This is a genomic window from Pseudomonas sp. Pseusp16 (assembly GCF_047324915.1).
In the GTDB taxonomy this organism is placed as follows: domain Bacteria; phylum Pseudomonadota; class Gammaproteobacteria; order Pseudomonadales; family Pseudomonadaceae; genus Aquipseudomonas; species Aquipseudomonas fluorescens_CD.
In genome coordinates, this window is the sequence record NZ_CP168522.1 from 6,322,343 (window position 1) to 6,339,119 (window position 16,777).

At 58.7% G+C, this 16,777-nt stretch carries 18 protein-coding genes; 5 read left to right on the plus strand and 13 right to left on the minus strand.

The window, feature by feature from the left end; all coding sequences use genetic code 11:
• Positions 1-16: 16 nt before the first annotated feature.
• On the minus strand, positions 17-235 hold the full coding sequence (locus ACEN8Q_RS28755) for a bacterioferritin-associated ferredoxin (protein WP_007985869.1): 219 nt from the start codon (positions 233-235) through the stop codon (positions 17-19).
• Positions 236-547: 312 nt separating this feature from the next.
• On the opposite strand from ACEN8Q_RS28755, the gene ACEN8Q_RS28760 reads away from it, so the two are divergent.
• Entirely contained in the window at positions 548-1,150 is a 603-nt protein-coding gene (locus ACEN8Q_RS28760) for a peroxiredoxin (RefSeq protein WP_007971324.1), read from the plus strand.
• A gap of 187 nt (positions 1,151-1,337) precedes the next feature.
• Here the strand turns inward: ACEN8Q_RS28760 and rnt are convergent, their stop codons facing one another.
• Both rnt and pyrC read right to left on the minus strand, forming a co-directional pair.
• A complete protein-coding gene (gene rnt / locus ACEN8Q_RS28765) occupies positions 1,338-2,015 on the minus strand; it encodes a ribonuclease T (protein WP_110660659.1) in 678 nt (225 codons plus the stop codon).
• Positions 2,012-3,058 (minus strand): dihydroorotase, encoded by a 1,047-nt coding sequence (gene pyrC / locus ACEN8Q_RS28770; protein WP_413704069.1) that lies wholly within the window; start codon positions 3,056-3,058, stop codon positions 2,012-2,014. Before pyrC ends, rnt begins: the two co-directional genes overlap by 4 nt.
• A 159-nt stretch (positions 3,059-3,217) precedes the next feature.
• On the opposite strand from pyrC, the gene ACEN8Q_RS28775 reads away from it, so the two are divergent.
• Together ACEN8Q_RS28775 and ACEN8Q_RS28780 are read left to right on the plus strand one after the other, a co-directional pair.
• A complete protein-coding gene (locus ACEN8Q_RS28775) occupies positions 3,218-4,123 on the plus strand; it encodes a flagellar protein MotY (protein ID WP_413426109.1) in 906 nt (301 codons plus the stop codon).
• A gap of 129 nt (positions 4,124-4,252) precedes the next feature.
• Complete coding sequence (locus ACEN8Q_RS28780) at positions 4,253-5,470, plus strand: argininosuccinate synthase (RefSeq protein WP_007985864.1); 1,218 nt, start codon at positions 4,253-4,255, stop codon at positions 5,468-5,470.
• Positions 5,471-5,614: 144 nt separating this feature from the next.
• On the opposite strand, the gene ACEN8Q_RS28785 is transcribed toward ACEN8Q_RS28780, so the two are convergent.
• Positions 5,615-6,325, minus strand: coding sequence for a hypothetical protein (locus ACEN8Q_RS28785; RefSeq protein ID WP_413426111.1), 711 nt, complete (start codon positions 6,323-6,325; stop codon positions 5,615-5,617).
• A gap of 479 nt (positions 6,326-6,804) precedes the next feature.
• On the opposite strand from ACEN8Q_RS28785, the gene ACEN8Q_RS28790 reads away from it, so the two are divergent.
• Entirely contained in the window at positions 6,805-7,431 is a 627-nt protein-coding gene (locus tag ACEN8Q_RS28790) for a response regulator transcription factor (protein WP_056726139.1), read from the plus strand.
• A gap of 81 nt (positions 7,432-7,512) precedes the next feature.
• Here ACEN8Q_RS28790 and ACEN8Q_RS28795 read toward each other — a convergent pair whose 3' ends face one another.
• The 8 genes from ACEN8Q_RS28795 to metG form a co-directional block, all read right to left on the minus strand.
• Positions 7,513-7,692 carry a PA3496 family putative envelope integrity protein gene (locus ACEN8Q_RS28795; protein ID WP_413426114.1) on the minus strand — a complete coding sequence of 60 codons (180 nt, stop codon included), beginning with the start codon at positions 7,690-7,692 and terminating at the stop codon, positions 7,513-7,515.
• A 106-nt stretch (positions 7,693-7,798) separates the two neighbouring features.
• Positions 7,799-8,437 carry an endonuclease III gene (gene nth, locus ACEN8Q_RS28800; RefSeq protein WP_413704070.1) on the minus strand — a complete coding sequence of 213 codons (639 nt, stop codon included), beginning with the start codon at positions 8,435-8,437 and terminating at the stop codon, positions 7,799-7,801.
• A gap of 25 nt (positions 8,438-8,462) precedes the next feature.
• Entirely contained in the window at positions 8,463-9,047 is a 585-nt protein-coding gene (locus ACEN8Q_RS28805) for an Rnf-Nqr domain containing protein (RefSeq protein WP_413704071.1), read from the minus strand.
• On the minus strand, positions 9,040-9,651 hold the full coding sequence (locus ACEN8Q_RS28810) for an RnfABCDGE type electron transport complex subunit G (protein ID WP_413426118.1): 612 nt from the start codon (positions 9,649-9,651) through the stop codon (positions 9,040-9,042). Before ACEN8Q_RS28810 ends, ACEN8Q_RS28805 begins: the two co-directional genes overlap by 8 nt.
• The gene (locus ACEN8Q_RS28815) at positions 9,648-10,634 is read right to left on the minus strand and encodes an RnfABCDGE type electron transport complex subunit D (RefSeq protein ID WP_413704072.1); all 987 of its coding nucleotides are present in this window, start codon (positions 10,632-10,634) and stop codon (positions 9,648-9,650) included. Before ACEN8Q_RS28815 ends, ACEN8Q_RS28810 begins: the two co-directional genes overlap by 4 nt.
• The gene (gene rsxB / locus ACEN8Q_RS28820; protein ID WP_413426122.1) at positions 10,621-11,634 is read right to left on the minus strand and encodes an electron transport complex subunit RsxB; all 1,014 of its coding nucleotides are present in this window, start codon (positions 11,632-11,634) and stop codon (positions 10,621-10,623) included. Before rsxB ends, ACEN8Q_RS28815 begins: the two co-directional genes overlap by 14 nt.
• Positions 11,631-12,200: an electron transport complex protein RnfA gene (locus ACEN8Q_RS28825; protein WP_413426124.1), complete on the minus strand. Its 570-nt coding sequence runs from the start codon at positions 12,198-12,200 to the stop codon at positions 11,631-11,633. Before ACEN8Q_RS28825 ends, rsxB begins: the two co-directional genes overlap by 4 nt.
• A 239-nt stretch (positions 12,201-12,439) precedes the next feature.
• Positions 12,440-14,491, minus strand: a complete 2,052-nt coding sequence (gene metG, locus ACEN8Q_RS28830; RefSeq protein ID WP_413426126.1) for a methionine--tRNA ligase — start codon at positions 14,489-14,491, stop codon at positions 12,440-12,442.
• A gap of 182 nt (positions 14,492-14,673) precedes the next feature.
• Here metG and apbC point away from each other — a divergent pair, with 182 nt between their 5' ends.
• On the plus strand, positions 14,674-15,768 hold the full coding sequence (gene apbC, locus ACEN8Q_RS28835) for an iron-sulfur cluster carrier protein ApbC (RefSeq protein ID WP_413428922.1): 1,095 nt from the start codon (positions 14,674-14,676) through the stop codon (positions 15,766-15,768).
• Between the two features lie 134 nt (positions 15,769-15,902).
• Here the strand turns inward: apbC and ACEN8Q_RS28840 are convergent, their stop codons facing one another.
• Entirely contained in the window at positions 15,903-16,661 is a 759-nt protein-coding gene (locus tag ACEN8Q_RS28840) for an SDR family oxidoreductase (RefSeq protein ID WP_413427918.1), read from the minus strand.
• Between the last annotated feature and the right edge of the window lie 116 nt (positions 16,662-16,777).

The window sequence follows — 16,777 nt, forward strand, 5'->3', positions numbered from 1 at the left end:
CTTTGAAATTCGATATTCAAGCGGCTGTAAATTCTGCCGGATATGGAATTGCGGCCTGAGCCGTTTGCAGTTTTGTCAGGGTCTCGCGGACCACTTCCTTGGCGAGGCAGGCACATTTGCCGCATTGACTGGCAACGCCTGTGGCCACGCGGACTTCCTTGTAGCTGCAGCATCCTTCATAGATCGCATCGCGGATTTGACCGTCGGTGACGCCAGTGCAGAGGCAAACATACATAAGGAAGGTCCGTCGCTGATTGTGACTCAATTGCGATGGATCTTAATGTTAACGAGAATGATTGTCAAAGTGGTTTCAGAACACTTTTCGTCATAAACGGGTATGGCTGACGAACGGTCTGCCTGGCAAGTCTGGGGATACAAAACCGTCGGGGATTTCATCGTACAGGGAAAAAACAGCTAAGCCAGCTCAAACACGCGGTGTATGATGGCCGGTCTTTTGCGACCGGGGATCGTGTCACAGGGCTGTCGCCTCAGGGTGGCAGGCTGATGCGAACCCTGTTTCTCACGCTATTACACCAGGAGATATCCAATGAGCGTACTCGTAGGCAAACAAGCCCCTGACTTCACCGTACCGGCCGTACTCGGCAATGGCGAGATCGTTGACAGCTTCACCCTGTCTTCGGCGATCAAAGGCAAATACGGCCTGGTGTTCTTCTACCCGCTGGACTTCACCTTCGTTTGCCCGTCCGAGCTGATCGCTCTGGACAACCGCATGTCCGAGTTCAAGGCACGCAACGTTGAAGTGGTCGCCGTGTCGATCGACTCGCACTTCACCCACAACGCCTGGCGCAACACTCCGGTCAACAATGGCGGTATCGGCGAAGTTCGCTACACCATGGCTGCCGACATCAAGCAGGAAATCATGAAGGCTTACGACGTTCAGTCCGCTGACGGCGTGGCTTTCCGTGGCGCGTTCCTGATCGACGACAAAGGCGTTGTCCGTTCGCAGATCATCAACGACCTGCCGCTGGGCCGTAACATGGAAGAGCTGCTGCGTCTGGTCGACGCTCTGCAATTCCACGAAGAACACGGCGAAGTCTGCCCTGCCAACTGGAAGAAAGGCGACAAAGGCATGAACGCTTCGCCAGAAGGCGTTGCGGCTTACCTGACCGAGCACGCTGCCGCTCTGTAAGGTACGTTCCAGATATAAAAAAACCGGCCATCGAGGCCGGTTTTTTTATGCGCGGGATAAACCTGGAACTATGTACCTCTGTAGGAGCGAGCTCGCTCGCGAAGGACTCAAGAACACCGCGGGGAACCAGACAACCCGCGTTATCGTTGACCACCATCGCGAGCCAGCTCGCTCCTACAAAGAGCAATCAATCGTCGAAATCTTCCCAGCCGCCCATTTGTTTCCAGCGATTGACGATGCCGCAGAACAGCTCTGCCGTCTTCTCGGTGTCATAGCGGGCCGAGTGAGCCTCGCGACCGTCGAAGTCGATGTCCGCTGCCTGGCACGCCTTGGCCAGCACAGTCTGGCCGTAGGCGAGGCCTGCGAGCGTTGCGGTATCGAAACTGGAGAACGGATGGAACGGATTGCGCTTCATGTCCAGGCGTGCAACCGCCGCATTCAGGAAGCCCAGGTCGAAGCTGCTGTTATGCCCGACCAGGATCGCCCGTTTGCAACCATTGGCCTTGAGGGCCTTGCGCACGCCACGGAAGATATCGTTCAGGGCAGACTCTTCACTCACGGCCATGCGCAGCGGGTGATCGAGCTTGATTCCGGTGAACTCCAGGGCCGCCGCTTCGATGTTCGCGCCTTCGAACGGCTCGACTCGGAAGAAGTAGGTGTGATCCGGGTAGACAAACCCCTTTTCATCCATGGCGATGGTGGTCGCGGCGATTTCCAGCAGGGCGTCGGTGGCCGAGTTGAAGCCACCGGTTTCTACGTCGACGACAACCGGCAGGTAACCACGAAACCGTGCGGCCATCGGATGACGGGAACCGCCTCCGCCGCCGTTGCCTTCCAGTTCGTCATCGAAATGCTCTTCACTCACGCGTGTTCCTCCAGCAGGCGCCAGCGCAGTTTTTCACCGGCGCGCAGCGGGATAACGGTCAGCTCGCCAAACGGCAGGCTGGCAGGGGCGGTCCATTCTTCACGGACCAGGGTGATGCGATCGGTGTTGGCCGGCAGACCATAGAACCGAGGGCCGTTGAGGCTGGCGAAGGCCTCGAGCTTGTCCAGCGCATTGCGCTGTTCGAAGGCTTCGGCGTACATCTCGATGGCAGCAAAGGCGGTGTAGCAACCGGCGCAGCCGCAGGCCGCTTCCTTGGCGTGCTGGGCGTGAGGCGCCGAGTCGGTGCCGAGGAAGAACTTCTCGCTGCCGCTGGTGGCGGCGTCGAGCAGGGCTTCCTGGTGGATATTGCGCTTGAGGATCGGCAGGCAATAGAAGTGCGGCCGAATCCCGCCCACCAGCATGTGGTTGCGGTTGTACAGCAGGTGGTGAGCGGTGATGGTCGCGCCCACGTTGGTCGAAGCCGAGTTGACGAACTGCACGGCGTCCGTGGTGGTGATGTGTTCGAAGACCACCTTGAGGGTCGGGAAACGCTCGACCACACGACGCATGTGCTCATCGATGAAGAATTTTTCGCGGTCGAATACGTCGACATCGCCACGGGTGACTTCACCGTGAATCAGCAACGGCATCCCGACTTCGGCCATGGCCTCGAGTGCAGGGAAAATCTTGTCGATGCTGGTAACACCAGAGTCCGAGTTGGTGGTCGCGCCAGCCGGGTACAGCTTGGCGGCGTACACGAATCCGCTGGCCTTGGCCTCGCGAATTTCTTCAGGCTGGGTGCGGTCGGTCAGGTACAGGACCATCAGCGGCTCGAACGGGCTGCCGGCCGGGCGGGCAGCGAGAATCCGCTGGCGATAGCCGTCGGCTTCGGCCGTGTTACGCACCGGTGGAACCAGGTTGGGCATGATGATGGCGCGACCAAAGGTGCGCGCGACATCCGCGACGGTATTGGTCAACACGGCACCATCGCGAAGATGAATGTGCCAGTCGTCGGGACGCAGCAGGGTCAGGCGGTCGGACATGAGGGGATTCCAGGCGGGTCAAACTCAGGGGAATGCTACCGGAAAAGACTCTTGCAGGCACTCGCTATCAAGTTTTACGGGAAGCTTCCGATATCCAACAGGTATGCCGTAGACATGCGTGTGTCGGTCTTTTTGTTGTAGAAGCCAGTGGAGCCTCCCGTGCGCCAGCGTTATTTAGCCTTGCTCAGTGTGTTTGCCAGCCTTCCCGCGATGGCGCTCACTTTCCAGACCCGTCTGGAGAGCATTGAGTGGACGGTCGAAGGTGACAAGTTCGAATGCCGCCTGGCTCAGCCGATAACCGACTTCGGTTCGGGCGAGTTCGTGCGTCGTGCCGGCGAGCAGGCGACTTTTCGTCTGAAAACCTACAACCCGATGATCGGCGGCGGTTCGGCGACCTTGCTGGCCGCTGCGGCACCGTGGCAACCGGGGCGTGACGATATCAATCTGGGCACGGTGAGAATCGGCAGCGGCAACGTGTTGTTCAACAGTTCACAGGTTCAGGCCGGACGCCTGATCAGCGGATTGATGGACGGTCGCAGCCCGGTGGTTCGCCATTCCTCGGGGGATGGCCGGGTGTCGGAAGTGCGCTTGCTGCCGGTCAGGTTCACCAAGGCGTTTGCCGATTACCAAAGCTGCGTGGCCAAACTGTTGCCGCAGAACTTCGAGCAGGTGAAACAATCCGAAGTCGGCTTCCCCGGCGGCGGAATCGAGCTCGACAGCGCCGCGAAGGCCAGGCTGCAGGTCATGCTGGAGTACATGAAGGCTGATCCGACGGTCAATCATATCGAGCTCGACGGGCACTCCGACAACAGCGGCAACCGCCTGACCAACCGCGACCTGTCCCGGCGTCGGGCCCTGGCAGTCATGGAGTTCTTCAAGGCCAATGGCATCCAGGAGTCGCAAATCACCATGCGTTTCCATGGCGAACGTTATCCGCTGGCGCCTAATACCAACAACGCCAACCGCGCGAAGAACCGACGGGTAGCGGTACGCCTGGAGCGTGGAGCGCCTGTGGAACAAGTCGCCCCGCAAGCGACGAAAGCGGCCACTTCGGCAACTTCCTGACTCTTTGGTCATCGTCGCCCTCTCGACATAATCTGTCGCTTCGTCGTCATAAGCTGTCGCGCCACTGTAAATTATTCTGCATGAGCGGTAGACTTCCCGGCTTTCCGTAGAACCCCGTGGAGTGATGGCATGGCGGACGTAAACAAGGTCGTTCTGGCGTATTCCGGCGGCCTGGACACTTCGGTGATCCTCAAGTGGCTGCAGGATACTTATAACTGTGAAGTGGTGACCTTCACCGCTGACCTGGGTCAGGGCGAAGAGGTCGAACCTGCACGCGCCAAGGCTCAGGCCATGGGCGTCAAAGAGATCTACATCGACGACTTGCGCGAAGAGTTCGTGCGCGATTTCGTTTTCCCGATGTTCCGCGCCAACACCGTTTACGAAGGCGAGTACCTGCTGGGTACTTCCATCGCTCGTCCGCTGATCGCCAAGCGCCTGATCGAAATCGCCAACGAAACCGGCGCTGACGCCATTTCCCATGGTGCCACCGGCAAAGGCAACGACCAGGTTCGTTTCGAACTCGGTGCCTACGCCTTGAAGCCAGGTGTGAAAGTGATCGCTCCCTGGCGCGAATGGGACCTGCTGTCCCGTGAAAAGCTGATGGATTACGCCGATAAGCACGCGATCCCGATCGAGCGCCACGGCAAGAAGAAATCCCCGTACTCCATGGATGCCAACCTGCTGCACATCTCCTATGAAGGCGGCGTGCTGGAAGACACCTGGACCGAGCACGAAGAAGACATGTGGCGCTGGACCGTTTCCCCGGAAAACGCTCCAGACAAGCCGCAGTACCTGGAACTGACCTACCGCAACGGCGACATCGTCGCACTGGACGGCGTCGAAATGACTCCGGCCACCGTGCTGGCGACCCTGAACCGTATCGGTGGCGAACACGGTATCGGCCGTCTCGACATCGTCGAGAACCGCTACGTGGGCATGAAGTCCCGTGGCTGCTACGAAACCCCGGGCGGCACCATCATGCTGCGTGCCCACCGCGCGATCGAATCGATCACCCTGGACCGCGAAGTGGCTCACCTCAAGGACGAGCTGATGCCCAAGTACGCCAGCCTGATCTACACCGGCTACTGGTGGAGCCCTGAGCGTCTGATGCTGCAGCAGATGATCGATGCGTCCCAGGTCAACGTGAACGGCGTTGTGCGCCTGAAGCTGTACAAGGGCAATGTAATCGTCACTGGCCGCAAGTCCGACGACTCGCTGTTCGACGCCAACATCGCTACCTTCGAAGAAGATGGCGGCGCGTACAATCAGGCGGATGCAGCAGGCTTCATCAAGCTCAATGCCCTGCGCATGCGCATTGCGGCGAACAAAGGCCGGAAGCTGTTCTGAGACCTTTGACATCGTGATGGGAGCCTGACCTCGTCCAGGACGAGGTCAGGCACCTGAAAATGGGGTGACGCCAGTTACTGCGTTGTCAGGTGTTTGTGCTGCTGACGATTTCCTGTTTTTCTCCTTCCAATAGTTTTTCTTGTTCTACGGGTTATTGCTTGTCGGTTGTCCGGCTTGATCAATGACCGTCAACCTGTGCGAGTCCAGATTGTAGGCAACATAAAGGGCGGCACAGTGTTTCCTGGTCTGCCTTGAGTGTTCAAGCGCACTGGCTTTCAGCAAAGTCTCCGAAACGGCACAAGTGACAAACAGAATCACGTACGTCGTCTTTTCCCGTGGCCTCTGGATGGTTTCCAGCAGCGCTGCAAATTCGATCTCCTTGCTCATCCAGCGTGCATCAACGATGTACAGGTCTTTTACAAGCTCCGGTAACTGAAGTTGATGCTGAACAAGGACGGTGGACTGCAGACCAATCTCCGTTGGCGGGTCCTGTGCACCGCAGGGCCTCCGGGTTGACTGCCGGTCATTCGTCGACGTTTTCAGGGCGTGATTCTCGGGTAACTTCCCGGACGCTTTTTTTTCCGACCGCCCAGCGACATCCATGACTTTCATGAAGTGTTTCCCCTTTTCAAAGTCGGAAGGCGCATACAGTGATCGGTAGTTGAAGTTGAGTGTTGCGAAAAAAAGTAAAAGTAAATAAAACGGAAAGCTGATCAGAAACCAGACATAGAGCTCTTGTTCTTCCTGGTCAAGGAAGGGCAGAGAAACGGCTGCCGAGGTTTCAGAGAGTGTTGCGAATATAGCGATAATTGACATTGGGTTGGTGATTCGTTTTTTATCAAGCTCTGTATTCATGCTGTGTTGTCTTCTCTCGAATGGTTTATAAAGTTAGTTTGATGGGTTTCTGTTGTGTTGTACTTGGTTTTTTGAGTGTTGGTGGTTTTTTAATGATCGCTCAGAAAAAATTATTTGCTGTAAGAGTAATTGGATGCCTGGTGTGTGATATTTCTGGAATGACTGTTTAGTGCGTAAATATCAGTTACGTTTTACCGGGAGAGTAGAGGTTTATCTTTGTCAGGGGGCGGCCGTTCAGGCCGGTTCTCGGAAAATTTTGGTCGTAAATCGATAGAGGTGTCAGCTGGAAAGTGCGACACCATGACGCTGATATGGTTTTCAACTCATTCAGTTCGAGGGATTTTTGTAGGAGGAATCCGTGTTGTTTGTAGGGGATGTCTCTTGGTGCGGGTGGCTGGAAGGGGCGACATGCCATGGGTGAAACGACTAGGCTATTGTGCGGGCTCTGAAAATTCGAACAGCGAAAATTGGACTTGCCCATGAATAAAGTGCTGATCGTGGATGATCACCCCGTCATTCGTCTTGCGGTACGTATGCTAATGGAGCGTCATGGCTACGAAGTTATTGCAGAAACCGATAATGGTGTGGATGCACTGCAACTGGCCCGTGAACTTATGCCGGATATTGTCATTCTGGATATCGGGATCCCGAAGCTGGACGGGTTGGAAGTCATCGCGCGTTTGTCTTCGGCCTCAATGCCGATGAAAGTTCTGATTTTGACTTCCCAGGCGCCGGGGCATTTTTCCATGCGTTGCATGCAATCCGGTGCGGCCGGTTATGTCTGCAAGCAACAAGATCTGACGGAGTTGCTCAGTGCAATAAAGGCTGTGTTGTCGGGTTACAGCTACTTTCCCAATCAAGCCTTGCATACCGTGCGTTGCAGTTTGGGGAACGCCAGTGAGGCCGATATGGTTGATCGATTGTCAGGACGGGAAATGATGGTCCTGCAACAGTTGGCCAGAGGAAAGACCAATAAAGAGATTGCCGATGGAATGTTCCTCAGCAATAAAACAGTCAGTACTTACAAGACCCGCCTGCTGCTCAAGCTGAATGCGAGGTCTCTGGTCGATTTGATCGAGCTGGCACAACGCAATGGTCTGGTGTGAGGAGGTAACTGCTCGACCAAGGGGCGTCTAACGGAGTATGGCACTTAAAAAAAAGCCTCCGTTTCGGGAGGCTTTCAGGTGTCATAAGTCAAAATCGTAATCGGCCAACTGCTTTTGCAGTCGGCGCTCCTCCAGCAGGTTGTCGATGGTGCGGCGTTTGCTCAGATTAGTTTTCGCTACTTCAACCACCGGCTCGGCCTCATCGGTTTCAGTGGTGGTGAAGTCGTCTTCTACGTCCAATTGCTCTTTGCCAGTACTCATTTAATTACTCCAGGCTAAGAAGGCCTTTGGGGCTCCTTATATCGACAATCTCCCGGCGGGTAAAAAAGATTTTTTCAATCGGTAATTAGATAATCCCAATAGCGCCTCAATCGTCGGAGGTTTTGTGCTTGTATTCGCACAAGTCCTCGATCCGGCAGCTTCCGCACCGGGGCTTGCGGGCGAGGCAAACATAGCGGCCGTGAAGGATCAGCCAGTGATGGGAGTCGAGCAGATACTCCTTGGGCACGAATTTCATCAGCTTTTTCTCGACCTCCACCACATTTTTGCCGGGAGCAATGCCAGTCCGGTTGCTGACCCTGAAAATATGCGTGTCGACGGCCATGGCCAGCTGACGGAATGCGGTATTGAGTACCACGTTGGCGGTTTTGCGGCCGACGCCGGGCAGCGCTTCCAGCTCTTCGCGGGTTTGTGGCACTTCACCTGCGTGACGCTTGACCAGCAAACGGCAGGTTTCGATCACGTTTTTCGCCTTGCTGTTGTACAGACCGATGGTCTTGATGTACTCCGACAGCCCCTCGACACCCAGGGCATGGATCGCTGCCGGGGTATTGGCGACCGGAAACAGCTTGGCTGTGGCCTTGTTGACGCCGACATCGGTCGACTGCGCCGAGAGAATCACGGCAATCAGCAGTTCGAACGGTGAGGAATAGGCCAGCTCGGTCTTTGGTTCCGGGTTGTCCTCGTGCAGTCTGCGGAATATTTCCAGACGTTTTGCGGCATTCATGGGCGGTGCGTTTCCTCGACAGCAATCAATGGGTGGGTGTGGGGCGCCAGGCCTGCCAGGCAGCGATCAGCAGTCCGAGCAGAATGAATCCGCCAGGGACCGATGTCGCCAGGCGCAGACCGCCATCGGCCAGCAGCACCCAGCCTTGCCAGTCATTTTGCGTTGCGCCGGACAGCCACGATAGATGGCTTCCAAGTGTTCCGTTGCCGATGAGTTCGCGCAGCAAGGCCAGCCCGATCATCAGCGCGACAAACAGTCCATCGAGTCGCAGGCGTTGGTGCCAGCCGTTCTGAAAGAACCCGGCGTGTTCCAGTACGACGCATTGCAAGGCGATCAAGGCGCCGTAAAACCCCAGATGCTGCTGCCATTGCAGCGACCAGGCCTGTGCCATGAGCTCCGCGCAACTGGTGAGCGTGGCCGCCAGCAGGACGCTGGCCAGCAGGCGGGTCGCCGGGACCAGTCGGGGTCGCAAGGCACCCATGGCCAGACTGAACAACCGGGTCACCGCCATGAACATCAGGCACAGGCCAAGTGCGGCCATCAGCGAGTGGGTGGCGCCGATCAGCGGTGTCAGCATCAAGGCGTTGCGCAGAGTCGATGAGTTATCCATGGGCAGGTGTTCCGAGCAGTGGTTGCCGATGTTCATCGAAGTAGCGCAAGGCATCGTGGACAGCATTGATCACTGCTCTTGAGGTGATGGTCGCACCTGCGATCTGATCGAACTGCCCCTGATCCTTTTTCAGCGCCCAGCCGCTGTCACCGGGTTGTGTTCGAGATTTGCCGGAAAAAATCTGCAGCCAGGTATTGGGCCAGTCGGCGATCCGTGCTCCCAGTCCTGGTGTTTCCGACTGCTTGAGGGTTTTGACGCCCAGCAACCTGCCATTGGCGTCGATAGCGATCAGCAGGTCGATGGCTCCGGCGTAGCCAAGGGTTTGACTGCGCAGTAACACCGCGACGGGCTGATCGGCCCGGGTCGCCAGATAACCACCCAGCAAGGTGCTGTTGGTCAGGACGGTTGTTTCGAACTTGATGGGGTGTTCGAGTGGCTGATTGTCGTAGCTGTCTGACGGGATCAGGTCGAGCAGGTTACGGCTGTCGATCAGGCGCTGTTCGGCTGCAATGCGCGGCGCGCTGCCGAGCTGCACGAAGTACGTCACGCCAAGGCCCAGTGCGGCCAAAAGCACCACAAGCGCGATGCTCGATGTCCGGCTCATGGCGCCTCCGGTTGTTGTCTGGCCGACACGAACCGCTCCAGCGCGGGCACGCAGAGGTTCATCAACAGCACGGCGAATGCGATGCCGTCCGGATAGCCGCCCCAGGTACGAATCAGATAAGTCAGAAGCCCGACGCCAGCGCCGAACAGCAGCCGTGCGCCAGGGCTTCTGGCGCCGGACACCGGTTCGGTGATGATGAAGAACGCCCCCAGCATGGTCGCGCCGGTCAGCAGATGAAACAGCGGTGAGCCATGAGAGTCCGAGCCCGACCCGTTCCAGCACAGCAGGCTGATGATGAACAGGCTGGCGAGCATGCCGACGGGAGCATGCCAACTGATTACCTTTCGTTGCAGGAGAAACATTCCACCCGCCACAAAGGCCAGGTTCATCCATTCCACCCCCCGGCCGCCAAAGTGGCCAAATGCCGGGTTGCCGGCAAACAGTTCATCCATGGTCAGGCTTTTGTTGATCCGCAGACTGTCCAGCGCCGTGGCCTGCACCCACGCATCCGGCGCATGGCCGACTCCGAACACTTGCTGCAAGCCATTCAGCAGGTCCATGCCCTGGGATGATGGCCAATGGGTCATTGGTTGGGGAAAGGCCACCAGCACCAGGGCAAAACCGAGCATCGCCGGGTTGAAGGGATTCGAGCCGACGCCGCCATACAAGTGCTTGCCGAACACCATCGCAAAAGCGGCAGCACTGAGGGTCAGCCACCATGGGCAATAAGGCGGCAACGCCAGAGCCAGCAATGTGGCACTGACCAGCGCGCTACCGTCACTCAGGGTTGGCTTCAGCGGTCGCTGGCGCCATAACACGACGGCGGCCTCAACGGCCAGTGCAGCAGCGGCCGCGAGAACCAGGTTGATCAACACACCCCAGCCGTACAGCCAGAATGCCGCCAGCATTCCCGGTAGCGTGGCCAGCAGTACCAGCTTCATCGCCTGTTGCAGGCGATCATCCACCGCTTCAAGGGTTGGCATGGGCGTCCACCTGGCGTTCGGCTTCGCCGAGTGCGCGCTCCAGGGCTTCGATTTGTTCCGCCGGTGCTTCGTTGGCCTGAGCCTTCTTGAGTTCGGCGCGGCGCATGGCCAACTGGATCTTGGCCCGTTTCAGATCGGCATCATTCGACGACACAGTGGCGACCGTCGGCGCAGGGGGCTGAGGGGCGGCGCTTTCCAGTTGCGCCAGGTTTTGTTCGGCGGCTTCGAACTGCTGTTGCAAAACGATCAACTGCGATTGCTGTTCGAAGGTCGGTGGATGTCCGAAGGCCTTCAGCGATTTGTGCAACTGCGCCCGACTCATCGCCACATCGATTTTTGCCTTTTTCAGCGCGGCATCGGCATTGGCGGCTTTCTGTGCACGAACACGCTCGAGGGCGGCCTGCACCGGGTCGACTGCCACTTCGGCAGGTTGTGCGGCCCGCTGTCGGGCCTGCCGCTCGGCGACTTTCTGTTGTTCCTCACGCTGCAAGCGGGCATTGCGTTGTTCGAAGCGGCTCCGTGCGTGATCGCGCTTGAGGGTGCGGGCCTGCCTTGCCTGCGGTGTAAGGGCCAGGCCCCCGACAACGGGCAGTACCGTGTTCGGTGGCAGTGGGCGCATCTCGATGCAGTCCACCGGGCACGGCGTCACACAGAGGTCGCAACCGGTGCACTCATCGATGAGCACCGTGTGCATCAGTTTGGCCGCACCGACGATGGCATCGACCGGGCAGGCCTGAATGCACTTGGTGCAACCAATACACTCGGCTTCGCGGATATAGGCAATTTGCGCAGGTGCCGAGCCGCGAGTGATGTCCAGTTCCAGCACCGGCACCTTCAGCAGCTCGGCCAGGGCCGCAATGGTTTCGTTGCCGCCGGGCGGACACTTGTTGATCGCTTCACCGCTGGCAATGCCTTCGGCGTACGGCTTGCACCCGGGGTGGCCGCACTTGCCGCATTGGGTTTGCGGCAAGAGTGCGTCGATGCGTTGAATCAGACTCATGTTTTGATCAGTCCGCTGAATCCGAGAAAGGCCACTGCGATCAGGCCGGCACCAATCAGGGCGATCGGCAAGCCGCGAAAGGGCAGGGGAACATCGTTGTCGGCCGTGCGTTCACGCAAATCAGTGAACAGGCTCAACACCAGCCAGAAGCCCAACCCTGCACCAAGGCTCAAGGCTGAAGCGTGAAAGAAGCCCTTGTCCTCTTGAGCATTGAGCAAGGCCACGCCGAGCACGCCGGCATTGCCCAGCAGCAACGGCCAGAGGCCTTCGAACGGCAGTGTCGAAAACAGCCGCGCCAGCCACTTCAGCAGTGGGCTGATCAGCAGAACGCTCAATGGCAGAAACACAAACAGACGCAGCGCCGTCAATTGCAGCGGCACCAGCAGCCAGTGATAAAGCGCGTAGCCGAGCATGCCCACGACCAGCATCAGGCATGTCGTCGCAATGCCCAAGGCATGGACCTGACGGCGCTGGCCGGCCAACAGCGGATCGACGGCCAACGGCCAGTGCAACACGAGGTTGTTGATCAGGGCGGCGCTGATAAGCGTAAGCAGGATTTCGGTCATTGTTCGTGCCGACAGGAACGGTAGTTTTTGTAGGAGCGAGCTGGCTCGCGATGGACTCAAGAGCGCTGCGTTCAACCTGTGGACACGCATAATCGTTAACGACCATCGCGAGCCAGCTCGCTCCTACAGGAGATGGTCTAAAAAGCTTAGGCATTATCCGGCAAGGCGGGAGGGTGGGCCAGACATGAAAATCCCACAGTCGCGCCAGGCACGACTGTGGGATCGATTTGCCGCAGACCTTACTTGATGCGCTGACCCGGCTTGGCGCCGCTGTCAGGGCTCAGCAGGTAGATTTCTTCACCGCCGGGACCGGCCGCCATCACCATGCCTTCGGAGATGCCGAACTTCATTTTCCGTGGCTTGAGGTTGGCGATCATCATGGTCAGACGACCATTGAGCTTGGACGGGTCCGGGTAGGCGCTCTTGATCCCGGAGAACACATTGCGTTGCTCGTCACCGATGTCCAGGGTCAGGCGCAGCAGCTTGTCGGCGCCTTCCACGTGTTCAGCCTTGACGATCAGCGCGACGCGCAAATCGACTGCCGCGAAGGTGTCGAACTCGATTTCCGGCGACAGCGGATCCTTGGCCAGTTCGCCATTGCCGGCAGGTGCGGCTTCGCCGGTATCGGTCTGGCTGGCGGTCAGGTCTTCTTTCGAAGCGTCGGTCATGGCTTGCACCTTGACCGGGTCGATACGGGTCATCAGCGGCTTGAACTCGTTCAACTGATGGTTGGCGAGCAAGGTCGCGTGGTCGTTCCAGGTCAGCGGCGCGACGTTCAGGAACGCCTCGGCATCGGCGGCCAGCAACGGCAGGACCGGCTTGAGGAATATCACCAGTTGGCGGAACAGGTTGACGCCGGTGGCGCAGATGGCCTGGACTTCATCCTGCTTGCCTTCCTGTTTGTTCAACGACCACGGCGCCTTGTCGGCGATCCAGGCGTTGGCGCGGTCGGCCAGGCCCATGATCTCGCGCATGGCGCGGGCGAAGTCGCGGGCTTCATAGGCGTCGGCAATGCCTGGCGCGGCGGCCAGGAATGCTTCGGTCAACTCGGGCGCGGAGTTGGTGTCGACCATCACGCCCGCATTGCCTTTGTGAATGAACCCGGCGCAACGGCTGGCGATGTTGACGACCTTGCCCACCAGGTCGGAGTTGACCTTCTGCACGAAATCTTCGAGGTTCAGGTCGAGGTCATCGACGCCACGGCCCAGCTTGGCCGCGTAGTAGTAGCGCAGGTATTCCGGCGACAGGTGATCCAGGTAGGTGCGGGCCTTGATGAAGGTGCCGCGGGACTTGGACATCTTCTGGCCGTTGACGGTCAGGTAGCCGTGCACGTTGATTCCGGTCGGCTTGCGGTAGCCGGCGCCTTCGAGCATGGCTGGCCAGAACAGGGCGTGGAAATTGACGATGTCCTTGCCGATGAAGTGGTACAGCTCGGCGGTGGAGTCCTTGCCCCAGAACGCGTCGAAGTCCAGCTCCGGCGTACGGTTGCACAGGTTCTTGAAGCTCGCCATGTAGCCGATCGGCGCATCCAGCCACACGTAGAAGTACTTGCCCGGCTCGTCGGGAATCTCGAAACCGAAATACGGCGCATCGCGGGAGATGTCCCACTGTTGCAGGCCGGCGTCCAGCCATTCGGCGATCTTGTTGGCCACGGCATCCTGCAGGGTGCCGCTACGGGTCCAGGTCTGCAGCATGGCCTGGAAATCCGGCAGCTTGAAGAAGAAGTGCTGGGAATCCTTGAGCACCGGGGTGGCGCCGGAGATCGCCGACTTCGGATCCTTCAGGTCAGTTGGTGCGTAAGTCGCGCCGCATTTTTCGCAGTTGTCGCCGTACTGGTCTTCGGTGCCGCATTTCGGGCAGGTGCCCTTGATGAAGCGGTCGGCCAGGAACATTTTCTTTTCCGGGTCGAAATACTGGGTGATCGAGCGCGTGGCGATGTGCCCGGCGTCACGCAGCTTCAGGTAGATCTGGCTCGACAGCTCACGGTTTTCTTCGGCGTGAGTGGAGTGGAAGTTGTCGAAGTCCACCAGGAAGTCGGCAAAGTCGGCGCTGTGTTCAGCCTGGACGTTGGCGATCAGTTGTTCCGGGGTGATGCCTTCCTTTTCCGCGCGCAGCATGATGGCCGAACCGTGGGCGTCGTCGGCGCAGACATAGATGCATTGATTGCCGCGGTGCTTCTGGAAGCGCACCCACATATCGGTCTGGATGTATTCCAGCATATGGCCGAGGTGAATCGAACCATTGGCATAGGGCAGGGCGCTGGTGACGAGGATCTTGCGTGGCTCGGACATGGGGCTCGGCTACTTGATGAAACGGAGGTCGGCCACTATAAAGCGCCGGCGCATATTTTTCACCCTGTGAGCCTGTTTCATTGGATGAGTAACGGGTCGATGCAATTTTTTGAGCATCCCGTCGAGCGCTCAGAACAGGTACGATACCCGTCATCTTTCCAGTCCTGTTTTCGGAGTTGCCCATGAGCGCCGTCAATCGCGCAGCGGTGGAAGCCGTCCTTCGCCAATACACCGACCCTTACCTGAACCAGGACCCGGTCAGCGCCGGGTGCGTGCGCAACATCGAGATCCAGGGCGACCGCGTCAGCGTTCAGCTCGAATTGGGTTACGCCGCCGGCCTGTTCAAGAGTGGCTGGGCGCAGATGCTGGAAATGGCCATTCAGGGGTTGGATGGCGTGGCAAGCGCCCGTGTCGAGATCACCAGTGTGATTGCCGCACACAAGGCCCAGGCACAGGTTCCGGGGCTGGCCAATGTCAAGAACGTGGTGGCCGTGGCGTCCGGCAAGGGTGGCGTGGGCAAATCCACCACGGCGGCCAACCTGGCCCTGGCCCTGGCCCGTGAAGGCGCCAAGGTCGGGATTCTCGATGCGGACATCTACGGCCCGAGCCAGGGCATCATGTTCGGCATACCGGAGCGCACCCGTCCCGAGGTCAAGGATCAGAAATGGTTCGTCCCGCTCAAGTCCCATGGCGTGGAAGTGATGTCCATGGCCTTCCTCACCGATGACAACACGCCGATGGTCTGGCGTGGTCCGATGGTCTCCGGCGCCTTGCTGCAATTGGTGACGCAGACTGCGTGGGGCGATCTGGACTACCTGGTCATCGACATGCCGCCAGGCACCGGTGACATCCAGCTGACCCTGGCGCAGAAAGTGCCAGTGGCCGGTGCGGTCATCGTTACCACCCCGCAGGACCTGGCATTGCTGGACGCGCGCAAGGGCGTGGAAATGTTCCGCAAGGTCAACATTCCGGTGCTGGGTGTGGTGGAAAACATGGCGGTGCATATCTGCTCCAATTGCGGACATGCCGAGCATCTGTTCGGTGAGGGTGGTGGCGTCAAGCTGGCCAACCAGTATGGCGTCGAGTTGCTGGCCTCGTTGCCGCTGTCGATGGTCATCCGTGAACAGGCCGATGGCGGCAAGCCAACGGTGATCGCCGAGCCTGACAGCCAGATCGCCATGGTCTATCAGGAGCTGGCCCGCCATGTCGGCGCGCGGATCGTGTTGCAGGAAGCGTTGACGCCGGCGATGCCGAACATCAGCGTCAGCGACGATTGATATTCGCCAGATAAACACTGACCAAATGTGGGAGCGGGCTTGCTCGCGAAAGCGGTGTGTCATTCAACCGATAAGTTGACTGATCTATCGCCTTCGCGAGCAAGCCCGCTCCCACATTGGTTTTTGGGTTGGCCTTAGAGACGCAACCCGCCATCCATCTCCAGAATACGGCCGGTGTAGTAGTCGTTCTCGAAGATGTATGCCGCCGAGTGGGCGATCTCTTCAGGTTTGCCCATGCGCTTGAGCGGGATTCCGGCGGTCATTTTTTCCAACGCTTCGGGCTTCATGCCCAGGGTCATTTCGGTTTCGATGAAGCCCGGCGCAATGCCGGCCACGCGAATACCGTAGCGCGCCAGTTCCTTGGCCCAGGTCACGGTCGCGGCGGCGACACCGGCCTTGGCGGCGGAGTAGTTGGTCTGGCCGACGTTGCCGGCGCGGGAAATCGACGAGATATTGATGATCGCGCCGACGTTTTTCAGCTCGACCATCTTCGCCGCGACTTCACGGGTGCACAGGAACACGCCGGTCAGGTTGACGTCGATGACCGCCTGCCACTGGGCCAGGCTCATTTTGGTCATTTCGCCATCCTTGACCTTGAGTAACAGGCCGTCACGCAGGATCCCGGCATTGTTGATCAAGCCATGGATCGCGCCGAAGTCTTCAGCGACCTGGGCAACCATGTGAGTCACTTGCTCTTCGTTGGCCACGTTGCACAGGTAGGCGCGTGCCTCGACACCCTGGGCCTTGCAGGCTGCGACGGCGTCATCGAGTTTTTCCTGGTTCAGGTCCACCAGCGCGAGTTTCGCGCCCAGGCCTGCGAAATACTCGGCCATGGAGCGGCCTAAACCCTGGCAACCGCCAGTGATAATGATTACTTTGTCAGTGAGTTGCATTCGCATGCCCCCGGTAGCAGGTCTGAGTGGTTTCCTTGATGAGAGCCTCTCGATCTGCACCTGATGTGGCCTGGCTGCACATGAGAACTGCCCCCGATGGCGTGCTGGGACTTTCA